Source organism: Streptomyces sp. NPDC093149 (genome assembly GCF_044754145.1).
GTDB lineage: Bacteria > Actinomycetota > Actinomycetes > Streptomycetales > Streptomycetaceae > Streptomyces.
In genome coordinates, this window is the sequence record NZ_JBIVON010000002.1 from 343804 (window position 1) to 367999 (window position 24196).

Genomic DNA, 24196 nt, shown 5'->3' on the forward strand with positions numbered 1-24196 from the left:
CTCGCAGACAGGGAAGGGGCTGTGCGCACGCACAGCCCCTTCCCGGGTTCTGGTGCCCCTCCCGGCAGGCTTTGCCCCGTCGCGCCGTCCAGCACGCACGCTCGCGGCGTTGGCCAAAAGTCCTGGTGGCTCCGCTAAAAGGACTTCCGGCCGCCTTGCGATCGCACGCACTGGACGACACTCCTCACGGGGCAAACCTTGCCGGTCACGGCACTAGTACGTCAGCCCGTGACCGACCGGGTACAACACCCGCGCCGGATCGTCGGCGCGCTGCACGGGCACCGGCAGGGTGCCCTCCGGCTCCGCGCGGCCCGCGATCACGCGGGCGGCGGCCCGCAGTTCGACATCGGTCCAGGAGTACGTGGCCAGGTTCGCCGCGAACCCGGTCCCGGCCAGCTGGGCGATGTCGTACGGATTGCGGATCGCTACGGTGATCACCGGGATGCCGGTCGCCGCGAGGGCGCTCACCAGGGTGCGCTGCGAGCTGGTCGCCGTGACGTTGTACGTCCCGACGATCACCGCGTCCTTGCCCTGTGCGGCCGCCACCGCCTCGTCGATCTTCGCCTTGGTGGGGGCGGTACCGGTGGACAGCGCCGTTGCCGCGTAACCCAGTTCACCGAAGGCGGTGGCCAGGGTGGTGGTCGGCGGTCCGGTGGTGCCGGACGGGGAGGCCGGGTCGGCGCCGACCACGAGCAGGTTCTTGTGGGACCGCCGCGAGAGCGGCAGCACCGCACCGTCGTTGGCGAGCAGTGTGGTGGTGCGCTCGGCGATCCGGTCGGCGGCGGCCAGATGGGCCCGTGTCCCGACGGTGTGGTCCACGCCCTTGTGACTGACGAACGGGTCGTCGAACAGCCCGAGCTTCGTCTTCAGGCGCAGGATGCGCAGGATCGATTCCTCGATCCTGGCCTCGCTGATCTCACCGCTCTTCACGGCCTCCAGGACGGCGTTCCAGGAGACGTCCAGGTCCGGCGGGTTGAGCAGCTGGTCGACGCCCGCAAGCAGGGCGAGGACCGGCACGCGCTCGTCGCCGTACTTCGTCCGCACGCCCTCCATGCCGAGCGAGTCGGTCACCACGACCCCGTCGTAGCCGAGTTCCTCGCGCAGGATGCCGGTGAGGATCGGACGGGAGAGCGTCGCCGGGTCCTCGGCCGGATCCAGCGCCGGGACCACGATGTGCGCGGTCATGATCGAGTCGATGCCCGCCGCGATCGCGGCCCGGAACGGCGGCTCGTCCAGCTCCGCCCACTGCTCCCGGGTGTGGCGGATGACGGGCAGGCCGGTGTGGCTGTCGGTGCTGGTGTCGCCGTGGCCCGGGAAGTGCTTGGCGGTCGAGGCGATCCCGCTGCTCTGATACCCCTTCACCTGCGCGGCGACCATCGCCGCGACCGACTGCGGGTCGGAGCCGAAGGACCGTACGCCGATGACCGGGTTGGCCGGGTTGACGTTGACGTCGGCGTCCGGGGCGTAGTTCTGGTTGATGCCGATCGCCGCCAGCTCGGCGCCCGCGATCTGCCCGGCCCGGCGGGCGTCGGAGCGCGAGCCGCCCGCGCCCAGCGCCATCGCGCCGGGCATCAAGGTGGCGGGCTCGCCGACGCGGCAGACGATGCCGTGCTCCTGGTCGGTGGAGACGAGGAGCGGCAGCGGAGTCGGGCCGGCGAGGCCGGCGCGCTGGATGCCGTTGGAGAGGTCGGCGATCTGGTGCGGGTCGCGGGTGTTGTGCGCCCAGGCGAAGTAGATGATTCCGCCGACGTGGTACTTGGCGATCAGCTCGGCGGCGGTGCGGACGCCGATCTCGGCCAGGTTGGCGTCGATGTCGGCCTGATCGGGCTCGGTGGCGGAGTGCCCGTACACCCGCATCACGAAGAGCTGCCCGACCTTCTCCTCCAGGGTCATCCGGGAGATGAGCCCCTTGAGGCGCTTGGTGGTGGCGGCTGAGTCGTGCTGCCCGCCGCCGGGCCCGCTGCTCGCGGACCTCTGGGCGGCGACGGCGCCGGGGGCGATGACGCCGCCGGTGACGGCGACCGCGGCGGTCGCGGCGGTGGCGGTGAGAAGGGTGCGTCTGGAGGTGCGGTGGTGCACGTGAGCTCCTTCGGCCGTACTCGGGGACGAGAGAGAAGGTGAAAGAAACTTCCAAGGAGCACGGATATACAGAAAATAACTTCCGGTCAAGGGTCTGGACCGTTTTGAGCCTGTCCAGTGCTTGAAGGGCACGGGCGATCCCGTCCCGATCCGGCGATCGGGGGCGCGGCGCCACGACCCCGGCCGGCCCGCTACCTCAGCCCCACCGCTGCCCCGTGCGACTGGAGGGCCGACACGGCCGCCGTGATCGCGGGCCGCCGGGCCGCCTCCGTGCGCCACAACGCGTACAGCCGGCGCACCGGTACGGGGGCGAGCGGCACCGCCACCACTCCCGTCGGCAGCGGCCCACGTCCCAGCCGGGGGATCATCGCGACCCCGAGACCGGCGGCGAGCAGGGCCAGTTGGGTGTGGTTCTCCTCCGCCTGGTGCCGGATGTCGGGCTCGTAACCCGCCGCACGCAGCGTCCGTACGAGCCAGTCGTGGCAGACCGTCCCCGGAGGCTGGCAGATCCACCGCTCCCTCGCGAGTTCCTCGCGCCGCACCGCGTCCCGCCCGGCGAGCCGATGACCCTCGGGCACCAGCAGATCGCACAGGTCGTCACCGATCACCGCCTGCGCCACGCCGTCGGGCGCGGGCAGCGGGGCGATGTCCCAGTCGTGCGCGACCGCCAGATCGATCACGCCCTTGGCCACCAGGTCGACCGAGAGGTGCGGATCGACCTCGGTCATCCGCACGTCCAGAGCGGGGTGGTCCCGGTCCAGCCCGGCCAGCACCCGGGGCAGCAGTCCGCGCGCCGCGGACGCGAACGCGCCGATCGACAGCCGCCCGGTCGGCAGCCCCCTGCGCTCCTCCAGCGTGGTCTCCGCGCGCTCCATGATCGCCAGCAACTGCTGGGCCGTCGCGGCGAGATGGAGGGCCTCCTCGGTCAGCGCGACACCGCGTCCACGGCGTTCGAGAAGCGTCGTGCGGGTCTCCCGTTCCAGCTTGGTGATCTGCTGCGAAACCGCCGACGGGGTGTAGCCGAGCGCGGCGGCCGCGCCCGCGACGGAGCCATGGACGGAGATGGCGTGCAGTGCGCGCAGCCGGGACAGATCGAGCACCGGAACCTCCCGGACTTGGGGCCTCCCCACGACAGGGAGTGGGGGAGGCCGTTGGGATCTTGCGATTCATTAGCAACGCTCAATTCCACCATGAAGGAGTCCGTGCTGGTGCTACATGGTCCGCGCGGGTGATCCTCGGTGCATGCGTCCCCTCCACATCGCCCTGGCCGCCCTGGTGGCCGCCGTCTGGGGTGTCAACTTCGTCGTCATAGAGATCGGCCTCGGGCACTTCCCGCCGCTGCTCTTCTCCGCCCTGCGCTTCCTGGTCGCCGCGCTGCCCGCGGTCTTCTTCGTCGGCCGGCCCAAGGTCGCCTGGAAGTGGATCGTGGGTGTCGGGCTCGTTCTCGGAGTGGCGAAGTTCGGTCTGCTCTTCATCGGCATGGACCGAGGCATGCCCGCCGGCCTGTCCTCCCTGGTGCTCCAGGTGCAGGCCGTCTTCACGGCCCTCTTCGCGGCGCTCGCGCTGGGCGAACGCCCGGGAAGAGTACGGATGTCGGGGATGGCGGTGGCGCTGGCGGGCATCGGCGTGGCGGCGATCGACGAGGGCACGAGCGGGCCCGTGCTCGCCTTCGTCCTGGTGATCGCGGCGGCGGCCTGCTGGGGTGTGTCCAATGTGCTGACCCGCAGGGCCGCACCGCCCGACTCCCTCAACTTCATGGTCTGGGTCTCGACCGTCCCCGTGCTCCCGCTGCTCGGCCTCTCCCTCCTCTTCGAGGGCTGGGACCGCGACGCCGACGCGCTGGCCGCGCTCGACTGGAGCGGCGTCGGAATCATCGTCTACGTCGCCTGGATCACCACCGTCTTCGGCTTCGGGGCCTGGGGCTTCCTGCTGCGCCACCACCCGGCGTCCTCGGTGGCCCCGTTCACGCTGCTCGTCCCGGTCTTCGGGATGTCGTCGGCCGCACTGCTGCTGGGCGAGTCGGTGAGCCCGCTGCGGTGGTGCGCGGCGGCGCTGCTGGTGGGCGGGGTGGCTCTGACGTCGCTGGCGGGGGCGCGCCGGACCGGCGGCGCGGTACCGGCGACACCGGAACGGATGCCGGAACCGGAATCGGAGCAGGCACAGCAGCCGGAGCAGGGACCGGACCAGGAACCGGAACCGCGGCCGAGGGCGCGGGCCTGAACACGCCTGCGACTGCGCCCGCGACCGCGAGGTGCCCGTGCCCGCGTCCGCCTACGACGTGGGTGCCCCCAGCCGCAGCAGGTGCTCGCGTCCCGCGCCGAGCAGCCCCGGCAGTTCCGCCGCCCCCGGGTGCCACCGCTTCTCGTACTCCCAGCAGACCCAGATGTCCGGGTCCAGCGTGTCCAGGCAGTCCCGCAGGGGCAGTACCCCGGCGCCCAGCGCCAACGGTTCGGTGTCCTCGGCCGACGCGATGTCCTTCACCTGTACGTAGGCCAGGTGCGGGGCCAGCACGGCGTGGCTGGCGGCCGGTTCCTCGCCCGCCAGCCAGGTGTGCATGATGTCCCACAGCGCGCCGACCTGCCGGTGCCCGACCGTTTCGACGACCCGGGCCACGTCCGCGCCCGCCCGGTGCGAGTCATGGGTTTCGAGCAGGATGCGTACGCCCCGGTCGGCGGCGTGCGGAGCGGCGGCGCCCAGCCGCCGGGCGGCGATCGCGTCGGCCGCGGCGGGGTCCTGGTCGCCGCCGCCCGGGAAGACCCGGACGTGCCGGGCACCCAGGTCGTGGGCCAGCTCCACCAGCCCGGCGAGTTCGTCCAGCACGGGCCGGTCGTCCCCCTCGGCCGCGGCCCTGACGTACCCGGCGACGGTCAGGATCTCGACGCCGCCCTTCCTGAACTCCTCGACGACGTCGGCCCGTTCCGGTGCCGAGAGACCCGGATGCACCGGTTCCTCGGGGTGGGCGCGCAGTTCCACCCCCTGATAACCGTGCTCGGCGGCGAGCCGGACGACATCGGCCATCGGCATCCCCGGCACTCCGAGGGTCGAGAAGGCGAGCTTCATGTGCGTGTTCCTTCCGTCGGTACGTGTCACCGTCCCGCGCGGACCGGACGGTGGCCGGCACATCATGACCCCGGTGCCCGCCCCGCCGGTACCCCGGCCCCGGGGCGGAGCCTCACACCGCCCGCGGCGGCGCCGTCGACCCCCGCACCATCAGCTCGGCCGCGATCGTCGCGATGCCTCCCGGCGGCGGCGCCTCCTTGCCCATCGCCAGCCGCCCCGCCCGTGCGCCCGCCTCGAAGAGCGGCAGCCGTACGGTCGTCAGCGCCGGGACCGCGTCCACCGAGAACGGCAGATCGTCGAATCCCGCCACCGAGACGTCCTCGGGGATGCGCAGGCCCCGGTCCCGGATCGCCGCACTGGCGCCCAGCGCCACCGTGTCGTTGGCGGCGACGACGGCCGTCACCCCGGGTTCGCGGCGCAGCAGTTCGAGGGTCGCGTCGTAGCCGGAGCGGCGGTCGTAGGGGCCGTGGACGGTGAGCCGCTCCTCGTCGTACGCGTGCGCCGGGCTCCCCTCCGTACCCCCTTCGTCACCGAAGAGCCCCGCCGCCCGCATCGCGGCACGGTGGCCCTCGAGGCGGTGGCGGGTCGTCGTCCGCTCCAACGGGCCCGCGACATAGCCGATCCGCCGGTGGCCGAGCGAGAGCAGATGCTCGGTGAGGCGTCGCCCGCCGCCCCGGTTGTCGAAGGCGAGCGAGGCCACGACCGCCTCGCTGCCCGGCAGCGGGGGCCGCCCGCACAGCACCACCCGGGTGCCCGCGTCCGCGAGTTTCGTCAGCTTGGCGGAGACCGCCGCCCGGTGTTCCGGGTCCTCCACGGCGCCGCCGGTCAGGACGACGGCGGCGGCGCGCTGGCGCTGGAGGAGAGTGAGATAGGTCAGCTCGCGCTCCGGGGAGCCGCCGGTGTTGCAGATGACGGCGAGCTTCTCGCCGCCCGCTCGGCCGGAACCGTCCCCGGGCCCGCCGATCTCGGTCTGCGCGGCCCCGGCCATGATCCCGAAGAACGGGTCGGCGATGTCGTTGACCAGGATGCCGACCAGGTCGGACGTGGCCGCGGCCAGCGAACTCGCGGGCCCGTTGAGCACGTAGTCCAGGTCGTCCACCGCGCGCAGCACCCGCTCCCGGGTGGACGCGGCCACCGGGTAGTTGCCGTTCAGCACGCGGGAGACGGTGGCCGGGGACACCCGGGCGCGGGCCGCCACATCAGCCAGGGTGACTGTCATCGGTTTCCTCCGAGGAGTGCCGGGGGTGAGAGGAGTGAGAGAGGTTGCCGGCGCGCCCCCTCTTGTCCGGGCCGCTGTCGGCAGGCTAGCGTCATCTCCGATAGAAAGCGCTTGCTACGGGTGTATGGAGGAACTTTCGTGACACGCAGGACAGTGCGCATTGCCATGAACGGCGTGACGGGTCGCATGGGATACCGGCAGCACCTGGTGCGCTCGATCCTCGCCATCCGCGAGCAGGGCGGCCTCGACCTCGGGGACGGCGACGTGCTGTGGCCCGAACCCGTCCTGGTCGGCCGCCGCGCGCATGCGCTGGAGGAGCTCGCCGCGCAGCACGGCCTGACCGAGTGGTCGACCGACCTCGACGCGGTTCTCGCCGACGAGACCATCGACATCTACTTCGACGCCCAGGTCACCTCGGCCCGCGTCGAGGCGATCAAGAAGGCGATCGCCGCGGGGAAGCACATCTACACCGAGAAGCCCACCGCCACGGACGTCGAGGGCGCCCTGGAGCTGGCCCGGCTGGCCCGTGACGCGGGGATCAAGCACGGCGTCGTCCAGGACAAGATCTTCCTGCCGGGCCTGCTGAAGCTGAAGCGCCTCATCGACGGCGGCTTCTTCGGCGAGATCCTCTCCGTGCGCGGCGAGTTCGGCTACTGGGTCTTCGAGGGCGACTGGCAGGAGGCCCAGCGCCCGTCCTGGAACTACCGCGCCGAGGACGGCGGCGGCATCGTCGTCGACATGTTCCCGCACTGGGAGTACGTGCTCCACGAGCTGTTCGGCCGGGTCTCCACCGTCCAGGCGCACGTCCAGACGCACATCCCGCAGCGCTGGGACGAGCGCGGCAAGCCGTATGCCGCCACCGCCGACGACGCCGCGTACGGCATCTTCCAGCTGGAGAGCGGTGCCGTCGCGCAGATCAACTCCTCCTGGACGGTCCGCGTCAACCGCGATGAACTCGTCGAGTTCCAGGTCGACGGAACGCACGGCTCCGCCGTCGCCGGACTCCGCAACTGCCGCGTCCAGCACCGCTCGGCCACCCCCAAGCCGGTCTGGAACCCGGACCTCCCGGTCACCGAGTCGTTCCGTGACCAGTGGCAGGAGATGCCCGACAACGCCGTCTTCGACAACGGCTTCAAGGCCCAGTGGGAGCTCTTCCTGCGCCACATCGCCCTCGACGAGCCGTACACCTGGGACCTGATGGCCGGTGCCCGCGGCGTGCAGCTCGCCGAACTGGGCCTGAAGTCCTCCGCCGAGGGCCGCCGCCTCGACGTGCCGGAGCTGACACTGTGACGAGCCGCCCGGCGTGCCGGGCGACGGAGCCGATCCGTTGACCGGCCACCTCGCGCACGGGACGTCGGAGGCGATCTTGTGACCATCCACCCCGCGTACGGAACATCGGAGCCGACCCCGTGACCATCCACCTCCCGCAGGGCCCGTACGAGCCCCGCACCACCCCGCTCGACCTCGCCCCCGGCGGCGCACCGCTCGCCTCCCGTACGGTCTTCTCCGCCGCCCATGTCGTCGCCGACCCGTTCGCGGACATCAGCCCCGACTCACCGGCCGCCGTCGACTGGGACGCCACCCTCGCCTTCCGCCGTCATCTCTGGTCGCACGGTCTCGGCGTCGCCGAGGCCATGGACACCGCCCAGCGCGGCATGGGCCTGGACTGGGCGGGCGCGGCCGAACTGATCCGCCGTTCCGCCGCCGAGGCGAAGGCCGTCTCAGGCCGTATCGCCTGTGGTGTCGGCACCGACCAGCTCCCCGCCGGCCCGGCCTCGCTCGCCGAGGTGAGGGCCGCGTACGAGGAGCAGCTCACGCTCGTCGAGGAGAGCGGCGCCCAGGCCATCCTGATGGCCTCCCGTGCGCTCGCCGCCGCGGCGAAGGGGCCCGAGGACTACCTGGAGACGTACGCGCACCTGCTGCGCCAGGCCTCCGAACCGGTCGTCCTGCACTGGCTCGGCCCGATGTTCGATCCGGCGCTGGAGGGCTACTGGGGCTCCTCGGACCTGGACGCCGCCACCGACACGTTCCTGAAGGTCATCGCCGAGCACCCGGACAAGGTCGACGGGATCAAGATCTCGCTTCTGGACGCCGAGCGCGAGATCGACGTGCGCCGCCGCCTGCCCGGCGGGGTCCGCTGCTACACCGGCGACGACTTCAACTACCCCGAGCTGATCGCGGGTGACGACCGGGGCTTCAGCCATGCCCTGCTCGGCATCTTCGACCCGCTGGGCCCGCTGGCCGCCCATGCCGTACGCGTCCTGGACACCGGTGACACCCAGGGCTTCCGCGACCTCCTCGACCCGACGGTCGAACTGTCCCGCCACCTCTTCCGGGCGCCCACCCGCTTCTACAAGACGGGCGTGGTGTTCCTTGCCTGGCTCGCCGGGCACCAGGACCACTTCACCATGGTCGGCGGCCTGCAGTCCGCCCGCTCGCTGCCGCATCTGGCGAAGGCGTACGAACTGGCCGACCGACTGGGCCTGTTCCCCGATCCGGAACTGGCCGAGTCCCGGATGCGTGCCCTGCTCACGGTCAACGGAGGCACCCGATGAGCGACGGCCGTCTCTCCATCAATCAGGAGACCATCAAGCAGTGGTCGCTGCCCGAACTGGCCGAGGGCTGCGCCAAGGCGGGCATCGACAAGGTGGGCCTGTGGCGAGCCCCCGTCCAGGAGTACGGCGTGGAGCGCACGGCCGCCCTGCTCGCCGACAACGGACTGACCGTCACCAGCCTCTGCCGGGGAGGCTTCTTCACCGCCCTCGACCCGGCGGAACGGGCCCGCGCCCTGGACGACAACCGCGCCGCGATCGACGAGGCGGCGGCCCTGTCCACCGACACCCTGGTCCTCGTCTCCGGCGGCCTCCCGGCGGGCAGCAAGGACCTGCGCGGCGCCCGCGAACGCATCGCGGACGCCCTGGGGCAGCTCGCGCCGTACGCGGCCGAGCGCGGCGTACGTCTCGCGATCGAACCGCTGCACCCGATGTTCGCCTCGGACCGCTGCGTCGTCTCCACGCTCTCCCAGGCCCTGGACATCGCGGAGCGCTTCCCCGCCGACCGGGTGGGGGTGGTCGTCGACACGTACCACGTCTGGTGGGACGACCAGGCACCCGACCGGATCGCCCGCGCGGGCGCGGCCGGCCGCATCCACTCCTTCCAGCTGGCCGACTGGATCACCCCGCTCCCGGCGGGCGTTCTGCTCGGCCGTGGGCAACTGGGCGACGGGGCCGTGGACTTCCGCGCCTTCCGCTCCCTGGTCGAGGCCGCCGGCTTCGACGGCCCGATCGAGGTGGAGATCTTCAACGAGGGCCTCTGGGCCCGCGACGGCGCCGAAGTGCTCGCCGAGGTCGCGTCCCGCTACGCCGAACACGCCTGCTGAGAGGGCCTCTTTGCCATCAAGGTAAAGAGATCGTCAAGGCGTGCAACCGTTCGGCACCCCGCCGAGTCATATCTGTCGTCGGGAGCTTCCGGGGAGGGATCCGGGGGGATCGGGAAGCCCTGACGGAGGGGGAATACGAGGGGGGTCCGGTCTTGCGACCGGACCCCGTTTCGTCTCGTCGGGACCGTCTCGTGAATTCCCGAAACCTCATCACATGCTGATCAGTACGCCGAGTTGACGTTGTCGATCGAGCCGTAGCGATGTGCCGCGTAGTTGCAGGCGGCGGTGATGTTGGCGACCGGGTCGTAGATGTTCCACGAGGTGCCGGGGACGTGATAGGCCTTGAAGGTCGGGTCGATGACCTGGAGCAGGCCCTTGGACGGGATGCCCTTGGCGGCGTTGGAGTCCCAGTTGTTGATGGCATTCGGGTTGCCACTCGACTCGCGCATCAGGTTGCGGTGGATCCCGTGGTAGGAGCCCGGGATGCCCTGCGCGCGCATGATCTCCAGTGACTGGTTGATCCAGGTGCTGACACGGTCGCCGGCCTGGGTAGGGGTGGCGGCCGAGGCGCCCGGAGCGCTGACGAGGGAACCGGCGACGACAGCGGCTCCTGCGGCGGCCATGCCCAGTGAGATCTTCTTGGTCTGGGTCATGCGGGCGAACTTCTTGGACATCGCGGAGATCTGCATCGGAAATTACCTCTTCCGTGGGGGATGCCAAGAAGTGTTAAGCCGGGATCAAGTTTCGGTCAATGACTCTCTTTACTATCCGAATAAGTACAGAGAATGGGTGACGGCTTTCGGAATCACCGCAAACAGACCACGATGCGGGTTCTTTGTCCTACTAAGTCGCATCATGGTGACGCGCGCCATATCGGCCACATCACACGACGAAAGTGTTAAATCATTCCAAAACGGACACCGCTGTATGGTCCATGGCGAGCGAAAAAGTCACCTACTCGCCCCGTGCAATGAATGAAATGCGCGTCGCAGTCGGAGCGCGGCCGGGTCATTCGAAGCGTGAGTCGGCAACCCGCTTGACGACGCCAATGAGGTTTTCTCAATGAAGATCACTTCCAGTGCCCGTTGAGCACGAGAGCTGCGCGGAAGACATCGCCAATCCGGCTCGGGCTGAGCGCATGCCCGCGGTGCCGGCGAACCGAGCGCGCGGGGGTCACCTCACTTGCTCATCGAACCCACACGTTTGACGGTTCGGAGGATCGGCGCGCTGTCGATGTCGCGGATGCCGGGAAGGGCGGCGACCCTGTTCGCGATGTAGTCGTAGAGGGCGTAAACGTCCGGGCAGTGGACTGAGGCGAGCAGGTTGGTCGGGCCGGTGGTGGCGGCCGCAAAGGCGATCTCAGGGTGTTGGGCAAGTGCCTGTCCGACAGCATCCAGTTCGGGGGGAGCGACGGAGATCCACAGGAGCGCCGGGCTGGCGTAACCGAGGAGCCGGTCGTCGACGTCGATGTCAAAGTACAGCGCTCCGCTCGCACGTAGGGACGCGATCCTGCGGCGGACGGTCGCTTCGTGCCATCCAGTGGCTGCTGCGAGTGCCACATGGGTGGCGCGGCCGTCATATGCCAGCTCGCCCAGCAGTGCGCGGTCGCCCTCGTCCAGCTCGATCGGCTCGGGCTCCGTACCGAGTGCGGCGAGCGACGGTGCGAGTTGGGCGGCCTGCTGTTCTGTCAGGGCCGAGGCGACCGCTTGCCAACCGGTCGGGCCGCCTTGGAAGGTGTGGATGAAGCAGTGCGCCCTGATTGCGGTCACTGGGCGAGTCGCAGGGAGCTTCTTCAGAAAGAGCGCGTCGCGATTCCGCTCGCTGCCGGTGTGGACATTGCAAACGACCTCGGTGCCACCCGAGGCCAGGCGGACCCAGTACGTGTCGTCACGCTTGGCAAGCGCCTCGGCGATGGCACTCGAGGCACCCGGTGCGCACTGCAGGCGGATGACCCATTCGACGTGTCCGAGGCGGCGAGCATCAAGGCGGCCGAGCACGCGTAGCGCGCCGGTCTGACGCAGCCGGCGGTAGCGGCGGGCGATCGTCTGGTCGGACACGCCGAGCACGTCGGCGATCTGGTTGAACGGCGCTCGGCCGTCTATGTGCAGGGCATGAACAAGCTGGTGGTCGAGTGAATCCATGCACGATCACCCTACGCGTGTCGAAAAGCGGCGCAGCTCTGTGGCTGCCTGGAACGACCGAGTTGCCTGATCAATCGTGGACGTAGCCCCTCCGCCTTGCGATGTTCCACCCGATTTGAGGAGCAAGCCATGTCCGACCTTCCGCTGACCTGCCGCGAAGTCCGGCTCGTCGCACACCCCGACGGCCTGCCCGGCCGCCAGCACCTGGAGATCGCTGAGATCCCGCTGCCGGACCCGGGCGCCGATCGGGTGCTGATCCGAAATCGCTTCTTCCGCGTCTCGGCCTCGCTTCGCATGATGATCAGTCAGAGCGACGCGGCCGTGGAGGGTGTGCCGTTTCCCCCGCTGCGCCCGGGCGACACACTGGCCGACGAGGCTGTTGGCGAGGTCGTCGTGGCACCAGTCGACAGCGGGCTGTGTCCCGGCGACCTGGTCTCCCACTTCCTGGGGTGGCGCGAGTACGCGGTCGTGGCCGCGGCGGCCTGCACACGACTGGACGGAGGGCTGCCGGACCCGGTCGCATACCTGGGACACGGGGGGACGGCTTACGCGGCACTGACCCGGGGGGTACACCTCCGGCCCGGCGACACCGTGTTCGTCTCGGCCGGTGGCAGCGCCATCGGCTCGATGGCCGGGCAGATCGCCCGCCTGCTGGGCGCCGGCCGGGTGATCGGCAGCACCGGTTCGTGGAGCAAGGCCGAACGGCTGGTCCGGGAACTCGGCTACGACGCGGCGGTGGTCCGCGGCACCGATGAACCGATGGTCGAGCAGCTGGCCAAGGCCGCGCCCGGCGGTATCGATGTCCTCCTGGACAATGTCGGCGGTGACCAGCTGCGCGCGGCGGTGACGACTGCCCGTGAGGGGGCACGGTTCGTCCTGGTTGGAGCTCTGTCGGGGCAGCTGGCAGCACGCGGTACCGGTAGGACGGCCCCGGTGGAGCTGGACTCCTTCCAGCTCCTCATGAAGAAGATCACCATGCGCGGCTACAGCGCGGACGACAACCCCGAGGTGCATGCGGAGTGGATCCAGCGATTCGGCGACTGGCTGCGCTCCGGCGATATCACCTTCCCCCATGTACGTGTTACCGGCATCGCCCATGCTCCCGACGCATTGCTCGAGGTCATCGAAGGACGCCACCTGGGAGCCGTCATCGTCGAGCTCTAGCCTCGCGTTCTCAAGAGGCGGACTGTCCGGTTCTTGATCGAAAACGCGAGAAGTGTTCTTGAACCGTCTTGAACTGCAACGAAAACCAAGGGAGCTTCCGAGATGGCCGACGATAACCGTGAACCTGTGATGCTGCCGCCCGGAGAGGGCGGTCGCTTCCACGTGCCGGGCCCGTACGTGATCAAGCTCGCGGGCGAACAGACCGCCGGATCATTGGCGGTGCTTGAGTCCACCTTCCCCCCGGGGCAAGGCGCTCCACTCCATCGCCACCGCGGCCATGACGAAACGTTCCACGTGGTGAGCGGCCGGTTCCGCTTCCAGTGCGGGGACCGGGTCGCCGAGGAGGGTCCGGGTGGGTTCTTCCACGTGCCGCGCACCTACCCACATGCGTTTACGAGCGTCGGCGACGAGCCGAGCACAATCCTCGTGATGCTCACACCAGCCGGCTTCGAGAGGTTCTTCATCGAGGCCGCCCGTCTGTCGGCGTCCGGCCGCCCGGATCGGATCGCCATGCAGTCGATCCTGGCAAAGTACGACCAGGAACTGCTCTGACGGGGCGCTTCGTCCCCGGCTTCGGGGTCAGGTTCCGCGCCAGGTTGGGGCGGCTTCGCCGCCGACGTCAGCAGCCGCTGCCGGGAACGCCAATGAGGAAGTTTCGTCTTGAAATTACTAGTTACGGTGCTGGTGTGGGTGGTGACTGAGGTTTTCTCAATGAAGATCACTTCCAGTGCCCGTTGAACACAAGGGTCTCCGACGTCGAGCCCGGCTCCACCTCCGCCATCACCGCCGCCCGCATTCACGCCCTGCCCGCGCTGTGCCAGGCGGCGGCCGACGGCCTGCCGACCCTGGCTGACAAGGGCTACATCGGCGCGGGCATCGGCATCCGCATCCCCGTGCGCCGCCCAAAAGGCCAGTCCGAACAGGCACTTCACGTCGACACCCGCATGTTCAGCGCCCTGCTGCGGCACGTCCGGGCCCTCGGCGAGCGCACCGCCGCCGAACTCAAACAGCGCTGGCGCACCCTGCAGCACGTCATATTCAGCCCCAGCCGGATCGGCGACATCGCCCGAGCAGCACTCGTCCTCAACGGAATCTGGAAGTGATCACCGCTGAGAAAACCTCAATGAGGAGAACGGGTGCACCGTCGTTCACGTCGACACCGGGCACGGCGGCGGTGACCTCCTCGCGGCGGTCGGCGCGCTGCTCGTGCCCCGGTGGGCGATCTCCTGCGGATGGAGGCGTGCCGGGGGCTGTTGCGGACGGGGGCGGTGGCGTGGCCACAGGCGACTTCGAGGCGTTCGCTGTCAGCGGAAGAGGTCGAGGAACCCGTTCACCCAGATCCCGACGAACACGATCGCCAGGAGCGCGCAGCCCATGGCCGCCAAGGACTGGCGCAACGACCCCGCCTCCGGCGCGTCACCCCGTACCTCGGCGAGCGTGTCCCAGGTGACCGGATGGCCGAGGGCCTTGGAGGCGGCGGTCCGCACGGTTGCCAACTGCTCCTCGGCGAAGGGCGAGCCGGCCGCGGATTCCGGGCCTTGCCAGGCCAGGGCGCGCATCCGGCGCACCGGGTCGTTGTACCTCTTCTCGAACGCGGCGACCTCTTCCGGAAGCCTGCCCTCTTCGAGGTACGTCCAACGGCCGGCCTCCGCAGGGTCGCCGTACATCCGGTAGATGTCGGCCAGGCGTCGGCGCAGAGCCGGATGGTGCGGGTAGGACGAGACCAGTCCGCGCAGTCGTTGGCGGGCCATGGGCACACGTCCCGCGGCGAGGTCCGCGTCCACGCGCTCCAGCGTCTCCTTCAGTGCCATGTGCACATCATCAGGTGTGCCCGTGGTTGTGTGCGGGCGAATTATTTCAAGGTGCTCCGGAAACCGGCCGGTTGTTGCTTCTGTGCCAGGTCGGGAGTGCCCTCGATGCGGCAGCCCGAGCCTCGCCGTGTGACCGCGGCGGCAGCCCCGGCGATCACTGCCGCTGTCAGACCCTCGTGCCAGGCTGTCGCCCATGAGCACTCCCGACCGCGCCATGCCGCCCCTGGACGCCGACGAGCGGACGTCGCTGACGAGTTGGCTGGACTTCTACCGCGCCACCCTTGCCCAGAAGTGCGAGGGGCTCGACGACGAGCGGTTGCGTGAGGCATCCGTGGAACCCTCGCCGATCAGCCTGCTGGGCCTCGTCCAGCACATGGCGGAGGTCGAGCGGAACTGGTTCCGCCGGGTCCTGGCCCAGGAGGACGCGCCGCCGATCTTCACCCCCGACGCCGACCCGTCGGCGAGCGACGGCGGGTTCGACCTCGCCGAGGGAGCCGGCTACGACACGGCGCTGTCGACATGGCAGTCCGAGGTGGAGCGGGCCAGGGCGAACTGCGCCGCCCGGTCGCTCGACGACACCAGCCCGTTCATGGGCGGGCAGGTCACCCTGCGCTGGATCTACACGCACATGATCGGTGAGTACGCCCGCCACTGCGGGCACGCCGACCTCATCCGCGAGCGCATCGACGGCCGGACGGGGGTCTGAGCGCCGGCCCGGCCGGCCGGGAGAAGCTGCCCGATGTGCCGGACGTGGTGAAGGTGGAGTAGTGGAGTGTGTGAAGCCGCACTGAGCGCCGGTCCGGCCGGTCGCGGCGTGAGCGGGCGAGGAGGCGTGATGCGAACCAGCGACGAGATCTATCACCGGGTCCGCTGGGATCCGCGGTTCGACCCGGCCCGGTTCGTGCTGGGGATCAGCCAGCGCGGGGATGCCTGCAAACGCGTCCCGCTGCCGTCATTCGTGCCCGGGGGCGACATCCCGTGGCACCGGGTGGTGTTCATCGAGGCGGACGGCGAGGTGGTCTGGGACCGGGCCACGGGCGTGGACCGGATCGATGCGTCGGGCGCCGGCCGGGCGCGGGCCCCGCAGGCGGACCTGAGCTTCGACACGAACTCCGGCGGGGGCGGTCTCGTCGGCGTCCTCGACGTGCCCCCGACGGCCCGCACGGCGGTGGCCTGGATCCCGCCCGCGGAGCTGTGGCCGCCGATCCAGGACATCCGCCGGGATCACGATCCACAGATCCACCGATGGCCGCCGCACGTCAATCTGCTTTTCGGTTTCGTGCCGGAGTCCGACTTCGTGCGGGCCGCCCCGCTGCTTGCCGCGGCGACGGCCGAGACGCCGGTCTTCACCGCCCGGCTGGAAGGGGTGCGCACCTTCCGGCACAGGGCGTACTCCACCGTGTGGCTCGACCCGACGGCAGCCGGTCAGGCGCCGTGGGCCGACCTGCACCGCCTGCTGCAGCAGCGGTTCCCGCGCTGCAGTGGGCCCGTCGAGGACTTCACCCCACATCTGTCCCTGGGCCGGACCCGGGATCCGCGGCGAGTCACCGCCGACTGTGTCACCCGGCTCGACACCATGGCGGCGACAGTCTGGGAACTCGTCCTGCTCTCACGCAGGGGCGACGGGCCGATGCGGCCACGGGCCACGGTCGCTCTGGGAACGGGCGAGGTCCGCCGGCTGCCCGAGCCCGGCCTCGGAGCGCCGGGTCCGCAGGACACGGCATGGCTCTCCGGGATCACCGACAGATGAGGTCATGGCCGGCCGGGGCAGAGCGCCGCCGGACAGCGGCTTCCCGAGGCGTCCGGACAACGCGGCGAGGTGCCGTGGCGTGGCTGTCGTCGTGCGCCCGCCGGGGATCACGGGACAGCCCTCAGCCGCTCCGACCGCCCTCCTCGGCGAGCGTCTTGATGCCCTGGAGGGTGGCCTCCATTCCCGCACGCAGTTCCTTCAGCCGGAAGGCGATCACCTCCCGCTCCCGGTCCGGGCGGCTCTCGATGGCCGCGGTGACCCCGCTGCGGCCCGGCCCGAGGCGGACCGCCTGCCGCAGCCGGGTGCCCGAACCCTCGGCCTCGATCTCGTAGCGCCAGGTCGCCATGGGCCGCGCCGGGTCCGGCGTCACCTCGCCGTATCGGCCGTCCGCGTCCGTGACGGCCCAGGCGAACACGCGTGGTTCGTCCGCCTCGATCACGTGGGAGACGGTCCGCCACTCGCCGAGCATCCGGTGGTGGTTGAAGCCCTCGAAGCGTGCTCCCACCACGGGCCCGTTCGCCCCGTCGAGCCAGGCGACGCACCGCAGCTCCGGGCTGAACCGGGCCGGCAGGCGGATGTCCGTCACCAGCTCCCAGACCCGTGGCACGGCTGCTTCGACATGGACGACACTGTGCACGCTCGGACCGTCGGCGTATGCCAAGGCGTTCTCCTCACACCGGAGTTGCTGATCATTCCGGTCCCGGACCACGGGCGCAACAGGCCCTGGCCCGGATGCTCTCCCGTCGGTCCGGACAGCGCCGCCCGGGCGCCGTCGCCGCCGGAAACGGACGGCCTCCGAGGCCGGGAATGCGTTGTCGGTGGGAACCGATAGCGTCGGAGCATGTCCAACATGGCCGTCCTCGAAGGTGTGCTTGAGCGGATCACCTACGCCAACGAGGAGAACGGGTACACGGTCGCGCGCGTCGACACGGGCCGGGGCGCGGGTGATCTGCTGACCGTCGTCGGCTCGCTGCTCGGCGCACAGGTCGGCGAGTCCCTGCGGATGGAGGGCCGCTGGAGTTCGCACTCCCAGTACGGCAAACAGTTCACGGTGGAGAACTACACGACCGTGCTGCCCGCCACCATCCAGGGCATCCGCCGCTATCTCGGCTCCGGGCTGATCAAGGGCATCGGCCCGGTCATGGCGGACCGGATCACCACGCACTTCGGTGTCGACACCCTCGACATCATCGAGCAGGAGCCGAAGCGGCTGGTCGAGGTCCCCGGGCTCGGGCCGAAGCGGACGAAGATGATCGCCGCCGCCTGGGAGGAGCAGAAAGCGATCAAGGAGGTGATGGTCTTCCTCCAGGGGGTCGGTGTCTCCACCTCCATCGCCGTCCGTATCTACAAGAAGTACGAGGACGCCTCGATCTCCGTGGTGAAGAACCAGCCCTACCGGCTGGCCGCCGACGTCTGGGGCATCGGCTTCCTCACCGCCGACAGGATCGCCCAGGCCGTCGGCATCCCGCACGACAGTCCGGAGCGGGTCAAGGCCGGTCTGCAGTACGCGCTGTCGCAGTCCACCGACCAGGGACACTGCTTCCTCCCCGAGGAGCGGCTGATCGCCGACGGTGTGAAGCTGCTCCAGGTCGATACGGGACTGGTCATCGAGTGCCTCGCGGAACTGGCCGAGGACCCGGAGGGCGTCGTACGGGAGAAGGTGCCGTCGCCCGAGGGCGGCGAACTGATCACGGCGATCTACCTCGTGCCGTTCCACCGGGCCGAAGTCGCCCTCGCCGCGCAGGTGCAGCGGCTGCTGCGGACGCCGGAGGAGCGGATGCCGGCCTTCGCGGACGTGGACTGGGACAAGGCGCTGTCCTGGCTCGCCACACGCACGGGGGCGGATCTGGCTCCCGAACAGGAGGCCGCGGTACGGCTCGCGCTCAGCCGCAAGGTCGCCGTCCTGACCGGAGGGCCCGGCTGCGGGAAGTCGTTCACCGTCCGGTCCATCGTGGAGCTGGCCCGCGCCAAGAAGGCCAAGGTGGTACTGGCCGCGCCCACCGGGCGGGCGGCCAAGCGGCTCTCCGAGCTGACCGGGGCCGAGGCCTCCACCGTGCACCGGCTGCTCGAACTGAAGCCGGGGGGCGATGCCGCGTACGACCGGGACCGCCCGCTGGACGCCGACCTCGTCGTCGTCGACGAGGCCTCGATGCTGGATCTGCTGCTCGCCAACAAGCTCCTGAAGGCGGTGGCACCCGGTGCCCATCTCCTGCTCGTCGGGGACGTCGACCAGCTGCCGTCGGTCGGCGCGGGGGAGGTGCTGCGCGATCTGCTCGCCGACGGCAGCCCCGTTCCGGCGGTCCGGCTGACCACGATCTTCCGCCAGGCCCAGCAGTCCGGAGTCGTCACCAACGCACACCGCATCAACTCCGGGATACCGCCGCTCACCCAGGGCCTCAAGGACTTCTTCCTCTTCGTGGAGGACGAGACGGAGGACGCGGGCGTGCTCGCGGTGGATGTCGCCGCCCGCCGCATTCCGGCCAAGTTCGGACTGGACGCGCGGCGTGACGTACAGGTCCTCGCCCCGATGCACCGCGGGCCCGCCGGCGCGGGCACGCTCAACGGGCTGCTCCAGCAGGCCATCACGCCGGGCCGCCCGAATCTGCCCGAGAAGCGGTTCGGCGGCCGGGTCTTCCGGGTCGGCGACAAGGTCACCCAGATCCGCAACAACTACGACAAGGGGGAGAACGGCGTCTTCAACGGCACGGTCGGCGTCGTCACCGGCCTTGACCTGGACGAACAGAAGCTGACGGTCCTCACGGACGAGGACGAGGAGATCTCCTACGACTTCGACGAACTCGACGAGCTGGCCCACGCGTACGCCATGACGATCCACCGCTCCCAGGGCAGCGAGTACCCGGCCGTCGTCATCCCCGTCACGAAGAGCGCCTGGATGATGCTCCAGCGGAACCTGCTGTACACCGCCGTGACCAGGGCCAAGAAGCTCGTCGTGCTGGTCGGCTCGCGGCAGGCGATCGGCCAGGCGGTCCGCACGGTTTCCGCAGGCAGGCGCTGTACGGCGCTGGATTACCGGTTGTCAGGGGGCTCGGGCGGAGGATCCGCGGAAAAAATGATCGATCAAATCGGTGGGAAACATCACGCGGGCCTTCCGGAACCGGATCCGAAGGGGCAGGATGAGTAGGCTCGCGGCACTGAGTGCCGCGAGTAGGTCCAATGGACGACCCCGAGTGCACTCTCCTGAGCCAAATGGGGGAGGGTGGAGACAGTCAGGGAACCTCAAAGAAGAGGCACTACGTCGGTGAGGGATGACGTGAGCGAGCACACCAACAACGCTGTAGTACTGCGGTACGGCGACGGCGAGTACACCTACCCGGTGATCGACAGCACCGTCGGCGACAAGGGCTTCGACATCGGGAAGCTCCGGTCCAATACCGGTCTCGTGACGCTGGACAGCGGATACGGCAACACCGCGGCCTATAAATCCGCCATCACCTACCTCGACGGTGAGCAGGGCATTCTGCGCTACCGCGGCTACCCCATCGAGCAGCTCGCCGAGCGCTCCACGTTCCTTGAGGTCGCGTACACGCTCATCAACGGTGAGCTTCCCAAGGTCGACGAGCTGTCGACCTTCAAGAACGAGATCACCCAGCACACGCTGCTGCACGAGGACGTCAAGCGGTTCTTCGACGGCTTCCCGCGCGACGCCCACCCGATGGCCATGCTGTCCTCGGTCGTCAGCGCGCTGTCCACGTTCTACCAGGACAGCCACAACCCGTTCGACGAGGAGCAGCGCCACCTCTCGACGATCCGGCTGCTGGCCAAGCTGCCGACGATCGCCGCGTACGCGTACAAGAAGTCGATCGGCCACCCCTTCGTCTACCCGCGCAACGACCTCGGGTACGTCGAGAACTTCCTGCGCATGACCTTCTCGGTCCCCGCCCAGGAGTACGAGCTGGACCCGGTCGTCGTCTCGGCGCTCGACAAGCTGCTCATCCTGCACGCGGACCACGAGCAGAACTGTTCGACCTCCACCGTGCGTCTGGTCGGCTCCTCGCAGGCGAACATGTTCGCCTCGATCTCCGCCGGCATCTCGGCGCTGTGGGGTCCGCTGCACGGTGGCGCCAACCAGTCGGTGCTGGAGATGCTCGAAGGCATCCAGGCCAACGGCGGCGATGTCGACTCCTTCATCCGTAAGGTGAAGAACAAGGAGGACGGCGTCCGGCTGATGGGCTTCGGCCACCGCGTCTACAAGTCCTTCGACCCGCGCGCCAAGATCATCAAGGCCGCCGCCCACGACGTGCTGTCCGCGCTCGGCAAGTCCGACGAGCTGCTCGACATCGCGCTGAAGCTGGAGGAGCACGCGCTCTCCGACGAGTACTTCGTCTCGCGCAACCTCTACCCCAACGTGGACTTCTACACGGGGCTGATCTACCGGGCCATGGGCTTCCCGACCGAGATGTTCACCGTGCTCTTCGCGCTCGGCCGGCTTCCCGGCTGGATCGCCCAGTGGCACGAGATGATCAAGGAGCCGGGTTCCCGCATCGGCCGCCCGCGCCAGATCTACACCGGCGAGGTCCTGCGCGACTTCGTCCCGGTCGAGGGTCGCTGACCTCGTACCACCGCACCGCCCCGGCCGTCGAGGCCGGTCGTCTTCGCCCCGTGTACCGCGCTTTCGCACAGAGCGCGGTGACCGGGGCGATTTGCATGCCCGGCCCCGTGCGGCCGCTGCCGGGTCGACAGCGAGAAGCGCCCCGCCATCGATCCCCCCACGGGCCGACAGCGAGGCGCTTCCCATATCCCCGAGCGGATTCCCCCCACGGGATCCGGCCGGGCGTCTGTGGGAGCCGAAGCTCCGGGGCGTTCCTCACCCACTGCGAACTGCGCTCTTCACTTGTACTTCCAGTGCGGTCCGCCGGGGTACGTACGCACGGGAGGGCCGCTCAAAGCTCCCCGGTGCACGTGCCCCGGCAAACGCTTGCCCGAAGCGTCCCCCAAGACACTTCGACGGACATCCCCCAAGACATCCTTGGCATCGCACTCTAAGACTCGCGAACCCACCAGATGGTTACCCTGAAACCGGTGTGATCTAAATCTCTTTGTGGAAGTTACGTGAAGGCACGCAACCGCAGGCTGTTCGTCACGACGAAGACCGATGAGAACGCCATCGCCGCTCCCGCAATCATAGGGTTGAGCAGGCCAAATGCCGCAAGGGGTAGGGCAGCAACGTTATAACCGAATGCCCAGAACAGGTTGCCCCTGATGGTGGCCAGGGTGCGCCGGGAGAGCCGGATCGCGTCTGCCGCCACCTTGAGATCTCCACGAACGAGGGTGAGATCGCTCGCCTCGATCGCGGCGTCCGTACCGGTCCCCATCGCCAGGCCGAGGTCGGCGGTGGCGAGGGCGGCAGCGTCGTTGACCCCGTCACCGACCATGGCGACGGAGCGCCCCCGGGCCCGCAGCTGCTCGATGACGTGGACCTTCTCCTCGGGCAGAACCTCGGCGTGGACCTCGTCGATCCCGACGGCGTGGGCCACGGCGTCCGCCACGGCCCGGTTGTCGCCGGTCAGCAGAACGGGACGGAGGCCGAGCCGGCGCAGCTCGGCGACGGCCGCCGCGCTCGACTCCTTGACCGCGTCGGCGACGGCGAGGACACCGCGTGCCTGTCCGTCCCAGGCGACCGCGATCGCGGTACGGCCACGGGCCGCCGCGTCGGCCACGGCGCCGGACAGGCTGTCGGGGACGTCGATGCCGGCGTCGGTGAGCAGCTGCGGACGGCCGACCAGTACCCGGTGCCCGTCGACCGTGCCGCGTACGCCGAGCCCCGCGACGTTGGCGAAATCCACGGGGGTGGGGAGGGGGCCGCCGATGCGTTCCGCGGCTCCGGCGGCGACGGCCTGGGCGATGGGGTGCTCGGAGGAGTGCTCCAGCGCCCCGGCCAGCCGCAGCAGCCGGCTCTCGTCGGTGCCGGGCACGGGGTGGACGTCCTGCAGGGTCATCCGGCCGGTGGTGACGGTGCCGGTCTTGTCGAGGACGATCGTGTCGATGCGATGCGTGGCCTCCAGGACCTCCGGTCCCTTGATCAGGATGCCGAGCTGGGCGCCACGGCCCGTACCGACCATGAGGGCGGTGGGGGTGGCGAGGCCGAGGGCGCAGGGGCAGGCGATGATCAGTACGGCGACGGCCGCGGTGAACGCGGCGGTCACGTCGCCCGTGACGAGCAGCCATGCGATCAGCGTGGCCAGGGCGAGCACCAGCACCACGGGGACGAAGACCGCGGAGATCCGGTCGGCGAGGCGCTGTACCTCGGCCTTGCCGTTCTGGGCGTCCTCGACGAGCTTGGCCATCCGGGCCAGCTGGGTGTCGGCACCGACCCGGGTCGCCTCCACGACGAGCCGGCCCGAGGTGTTCACGGTGGCCCCGGTGACGGGGTCGCCCACGCCCACGTCGACCGGAACGGACTCGCCGGTGAGCATGGAGGCGTCCACGGCGGAGACGCCCCCGACGACGATCCCGTCGGTGGCGATCTTCTCGCCGGGACGGACGACGAAACGGTCGCCCACGGCGAGCCGGGCGACGGGGATGCGCACCTCCGTACCGCCCCGCAGGACGGTGACGTCCTTCGCTCCCAGGTGCATCAGCGCGCGCAGCGCGGAGCCGGCCTTCCGCTTCGACTTCGCCTCCAGGCAGCGGCCCAGCAGGATGAAGGTCACGACGCCGGCGGCGACCTCCAGGTAGATGGTGGAGGAGGCTCCGGCGCGCGAGACGGTGAAGTCGAAGCCGTGCCGCATCCCGGTCATGCCCGCGTCACCGAAGAACAGCGCCCACAGGGACCAGCCGAAGGCGGCGAGGGTGCCGACCGAGACCAGGGTGTCCATGGTGGCCGCGCCGTGCCGGAGGTTGGTCCAGGTGGCGCGGTGGAAGGGCAGCCCGCCCCAGACGACCACCGGGGCGGCGAGGGTGAGGGAGAGCCACTGCCAGTTGTCGAACTGGAGGGCCGGGACCATCGCGAGTACGACGACGGGGGCGGCGAGAACGGCCGAGACGAGCAGACGTTGCCGCAGTGCGGCGAGGGCGAGGTCCGCGCTCCGTTCGGCGGGGTCGGTGCTCGGCTCGGAGAGATCGGCGACCGCGGGGGCGGCCTCCGCTCCGGCTCCGCCCCCGGTGTCCGCCTCGGCGTCGGTCCGGACGTCGCCGCCGGTGGCGGTGGAGTGCTCGGCGGCTCGGGCGTCGGTGCTGCGCGGGCTGCCGTCCCCGGGAAGGTCCGTGGCGGCGCCCGCGCGTGTGACCGGCACGCCGTCCGAAGGGGACGACACCGGCATGGCGGCTGACGCGGGCGTGGCCCGCGACGGGGTGGGAGGCGCCGGTTCGGGGCGGCGTACGGGCCGCGCCGTGTATCCGGTCTTCTCGACCGTGGCGATCAGATCCGCGAGGTCGATACCGGGACCGAGGGAGACGCGGGCCTTCTCCGTCGCGTAGTTGACGGTGGCGGTGACGCCGTCCATCCGATTGAGCTTCTTCTCGACGCGGGCCGCGCAGGAGGCACAGGTCATCCCGCCGATCGCGAGTTCGGCCCCAGAACCTCCCGCTGCCGGGGTCTCGGCCTCTGTAGCGCTGTGCATGTCCGAACTCCTG

20 protein-coding genes are annotated in these 24196 nt (G+C 70.0%); 11 read left to right on the top strand and 9 right to left on the bottom strand.

From position 1 onward, the window contains the following. Positions 1-213: 213 nt before the first annotated feature. The gene (locus tag ACIQCZ_RS08120; RefSeq protein WP_402280638.1) at positions 214-2079 is read right to left on the bottom strand and encodes a glycoside hydrolase family 3 protein; all 1866 of its coding nucleotides are present in this window, start codon (positions 2077-2079) and stop codon (positions 214-216) included. Positions 2080-2270: 191 nt separating this feature from the next. Continuing rightward, entirely contained in the window at positions 2271-3179 is a 909-nt protein-coding gene (locus ACIQCZ_RS08125) for a LysR family transcriptional regulator (protein ID WP_402280639.1), read from the bottom strand. 142 nt (positions 3180-3321) lie between these two features. On the opposite strand from ACIQCZ_RS08125, the gene ACIQCZ_RS08130 reads away from it, so the two are divergent. Beyond that, complete coding sequence (locus tag ACIQCZ_RS08130; RefSeq protein WP_402280641.1) at positions 3322-4299, top strand: EamA family transporter; 978 nt, start codon at positions 3322-3324, stop codon at positions 4297-4299. A 51-nt stretch (positions 4300-4350) separates the two neighbouring features. Here ACIQCZ_RS08130 and ACIQCZ_RS08135 read toward each other — a convergent pair whose 3' ends face one another. After that, the gene (locus tag ACIQCZ_RS08135) at positions 4351-5139 is read right to left on the bottom strand and encodes a sugar phosphate isomerase/epimerase family protein (RefSeq protein ID WP_402280643.1); all 789 of its coding nucleotides are present in this window, start codon (positions 5137-5139) and stop codon (positions 4351-4353) included. A 112-nt stretch (positions 5140-5251) separates the two neighbouring features. Beyond that, positions 5252-6358, bottom strand: coding sequence for a LacI family DNA-binding transcriptional regulator (locus ACIQCZ_RS08140; protein WP_402280645.1), 1107 nt, complete (start codon positions 6356-6358; stop codon positions 5252-5254). Positions 6359-6496: 138 nt separating this feature from the next. Between ACIQCZ_RS08140 and ACIQCZ_RS08145 the strand changes: the two genes are divergently transcribed. The 3 genes from ACIQCZ_RS08145 (at position 6497) to ACIQCZ_RS08155 (ending at position 9737) form a co-directional block, all read left to right on the top strand. Beyond that, complete coding sequence (locus tag ACIQCZ_RS08145; RefSeq protein WP_351085378.1) at positions 6497-7648, top strand: Gfo/Idh/MocA family oxidoreductase; 1152 nt, start codon at positions 6497-6499, stop codon at positions 7646-7648. A 119-nt stretch (positions 7649-7767) separates the two neighbouring features. Next, positions 7768-8913 carry a dihydrodipicolinate synthase family protein gene (locus ACIQCZ_RS08150; RefSeq protein WP_402280648.1) on the top strand — a complete coding sequence of 382 codons (1146 nt, stop codon included), beginning with the start codon at positions 7768-7770 and terminating at the stop codon, positions 8911-8913. Then, complete coding sequence (locus ACIQCZ_RS08155; protein WP_402280649.1) at positions 8910-9737, top strand: sugar phosphate isomerase/epimerase family protein; 828 nt, start codon at positions 8910-8912, stop codon at positions 9735-9737. The genes ACIQCZ_RS08150 and ACIQCZ_RS08155 overlap by 4 nt, the downstream gene beginning before the upstream one ends. Before the next feature lie 221 nt (positions 9738-9958). On the opposite strand, the gene ACIQCZ_RS08160 is transcribed toward ACIQCZ_RS08155, so the two are convergent. After that, positions 9959-10426: a transglycosylase SLT domain-containing protein gene (locus ACIQCZ_RS08160; protein ID WP_402280651.1), complete on the bottom strand. Its 468-nt coding sequence runs from the start codon at positions 10424-10426 to the stop codon at positions 9959-9961. A 489-nt stretch (positions 10427-10915) separates the two neighbouring features. Beyond that, entirely contained in the window at positions 10916-11878 is a 963-nt protein-coding gene (locus ACIQCZ_RS08165) for an Lrp/AsnC family transcriptional regulator (protein WP_402280652.1), read from the bottom strand. Positions 11879-12007: 129 nt separating this feature from the next. Between ACIQCZ_RS08165 and ACIQCZ_RS08170 the strand changes: the two genes are divergently transcribed. From ACIQCZ_RS08170 to ACIQCZ_RS08180, 3 genes are all read left to right on the top strand, one after another. Beyond that, entirely contained in the window at positions 12008-13042 is a 1035-nt protein-coding gene (locus ACIQCZ_RS08170; RefSeq protein ID WP_402280654.1) for an MDR family NADP-dependent oxidoreductase, read from the top strand. A gap of 102 nt (positions 13043-13144) precedes the next feature. Then, positions 13145-13594, top strand: a complete 450-nt coding sequence (locus ACIQCZ_RS08175) for a cupin domain-containing protein (protein WP_402280655.1) — start codon at positions 13145-13147, stop codon at positions 13592-13594. Positions 13595-13776: 182 nt separating this feature from the next. Next, positions 13777-14145: a transposase family protein gene (locus ACIQCZ_RS08180; protein ID WP_402280657.1), complete on the top strand. Its 369-nt coding sequence runs from the start codon at positions 13777-13779 to the stop codon at positions 14143-14145. Positions 14146-14346: 201 nt separating this feature from the next. On the opposite strand, the gene ACIQCZ_RS08185 is transcribed toward ACIQCZ_RS08180, so the two are convergent. Beyond that, entirely contained in the window at positions 14347-14853 is a 507-nt protein-coding gene (locus tag ACIQCZ_RS08185; RefSeq protein WP_402280658.1) for a DUF6584 family protein, read from the bottom strand. 193 nt (positions 14854-15046) lie between these two features. Between ACIQCZ_RS08185 and ACIQCZ_RS08190 the strand changes: the two genes are divergently transcribed. After that, complete coding sequence (locus tag ACIQCZ_RS08190; protein ID WP_402280660.1) at positions 15047-15559, top strand: DinB family protein; 513 nt, start codon at positions 15047-15049, stop codon at positions 15557-15559. A gap of 129 nt (positions 15560-15688) precedes the next feature. Continuing rightward, positions 15689-16603, top strand: a complete 915-nt coding sequence (locus ACIQCZ_RS08195; RefSeq protein ID WP_402280662.1) for an RNA repair domain-containing protein — start codon at positions 15689-15691, stop codon at positions 16601-16603. 121 nt (positions 16604-16724) lie between these two features. Here the strand turns inward: ACIQCZ_RS08195 and ACIQCZ_RS08200 are convergent, their stop codons facing one another. After that, the gene (locus tag ACIQCZ_RS08200; protein ID WP_402280664.1) at positions 16725-17264 is read right to left on the bottom strand and encodes an SRPBCC family protein; all 540 of its coding nucleotides are present in this window, start codon (positions 17262-17264) and stop codon (positions 16725-16727) included. A gap of 180 nt (positions 17265-17444) precedes the next feature. Here ACIQCZ_RS08200 and ACIQCZ_RS08205 point away from each other — a divergent pair, with 180 nt between their 5' ends. Then, on the top strand, positions 17445-19745 hold the full coding sequence (locus ACIQCZ_RS08205) for an ATP-dependent RecD-like DNA helicase (RefSeq protein WP_402280666.1): 2301 nt from the start codon (positions 17445-17447) through the stop codon (positions 19743-19745). A gap of 129 nt (positions 19746-19874) precedes the next feature. Then, positions 19875-21173 carry a citrate synthase gene (locus ACIQCZ_RS08210; protein WP_376270192.1) on the top strand — a complete coding sequence of 433 codons (1299 nt, stop codon included), beginning with the start codon at positions 19875-19877 and terminating at the stop codon, positions 21171-21173. A gap of 496 nt (positions 21174-21669) precedes the next feature. Here the strand turns inward: ACIQCZ_RS08210 and ACIQCZ_RS08215 are convergent, their stop codons facing one another. Continuing rightward, positions 21670-24183, bottom strand: coding sequence for a heavy metal translocating P-type ATPase (locus ACIQCZ_RS08215; protein WP_402280667.1), 2514 nt, complete (start codon positions 24181-24183; stop codon positions 21670-21672). Between the last annotated feature and the right edge of the window lie 13 nt (positions 24184-24196).

Excerpts from the sequence above, each read along its gene's own strand:
- ACIQCZ_RS08130 (WP_402280641.1), top strand. The coding sequence starts at position 3,322 with ATGCGTCCCCTCCACATCGCCCTGGCCGCCCTGGTGGCCGCCGTCTGG.
- ACIQCZ_RS08135 (WP_402280643.1), bottom strand. The coding sequence starts at position 5,139 with ATGAAGCTCGCCTTCTCGACCCTCGGAGTGCCGGGGATGCCGATGGCC.
- ACIQCZ_RS08140 (WP_402280645.1), bottom strand. The coding sequence starts at position 6,358 with ATGACAGTCACCCTGGCTGATGTGGCGGCCCGCGCCCGGGTGTCCCCG.
- ACIQCZ_RS08155 (WP_402280649.1), top strand. The coding sequence starts at position 8,910 with ATGAGCGACGGCCGTCTCTCCATCAATCAGGAGACCATCAAGCAGTGG.
- ACIQCZ_RS08160 (WP_402280651.1), bottom strand. The coding sequence starts at position 10,426 with ATGCAGATCTCCGCGATGTCCAAGAAGTTCGCCCGCATGACCCAGACC.
- ACIQCZ_RS08165 (WP_402280652.1), bottom strand. The coding sequence starts at position 11,878 with ATGGATTCACTCGACCACCAGCTTGTTCATGCCCTGCACATAGACGGC.
- ACIQCZ_RS08170 (WP_402280654.1), top strand. The coding sequence starts at position 12,008 with ATGTCCGACCTTCCGCTGACCTGCCGCGAAGTCCGGCTCGTCGCACAC.
- ACIQCZ_RS08175 (WP_402280655.1), top strand. The coding sequence starts at position 13,145 with ATGGCCGACGATAACCGTGAACCTGTGATGCTGCCGCCCGGAGAGGGC.
- ACIQCZ_RS08185 (WP_402280658.1), bottom strand. The coding sequence starts at position 14,853 with ATGGCACTGAAGGAGACGCTGGAGCGCGTGGACGCGGACCTCGCCGCG.
- ACIQCZ_RS08190 (WP_402280660.1), top strand. The coding sequence starts at position 15,047 with ATGAGCACTCCCGACCGCGCCATGCCGCCCCTGGACGCCGACGAGCGG.
- ACIQCZ_RS08195 (WP_402280662.1), top strand. The coding sequence starts at position 15,689 with ATGCGAACCAGCGACGAGATCTATCACCGGGTCCGCTGGGATCCGCGG.
- ACIQCZ_RS08205 (WP_402280666.1), top strand. The coding sequence starts at position 17,445 with ATGTCCAACATGGCCGTCCTCGAAGGTGTGCTTGAGCGGATCACCTAC.
- ACIQCZ_RS08215 (WP_402280667.1), bottom strand. The coding sequence starts at position 24,183 with ATGCACAGCGCTACAGAGGCCGAGACCCCGGCAGCGGGAGGTTCTGGG.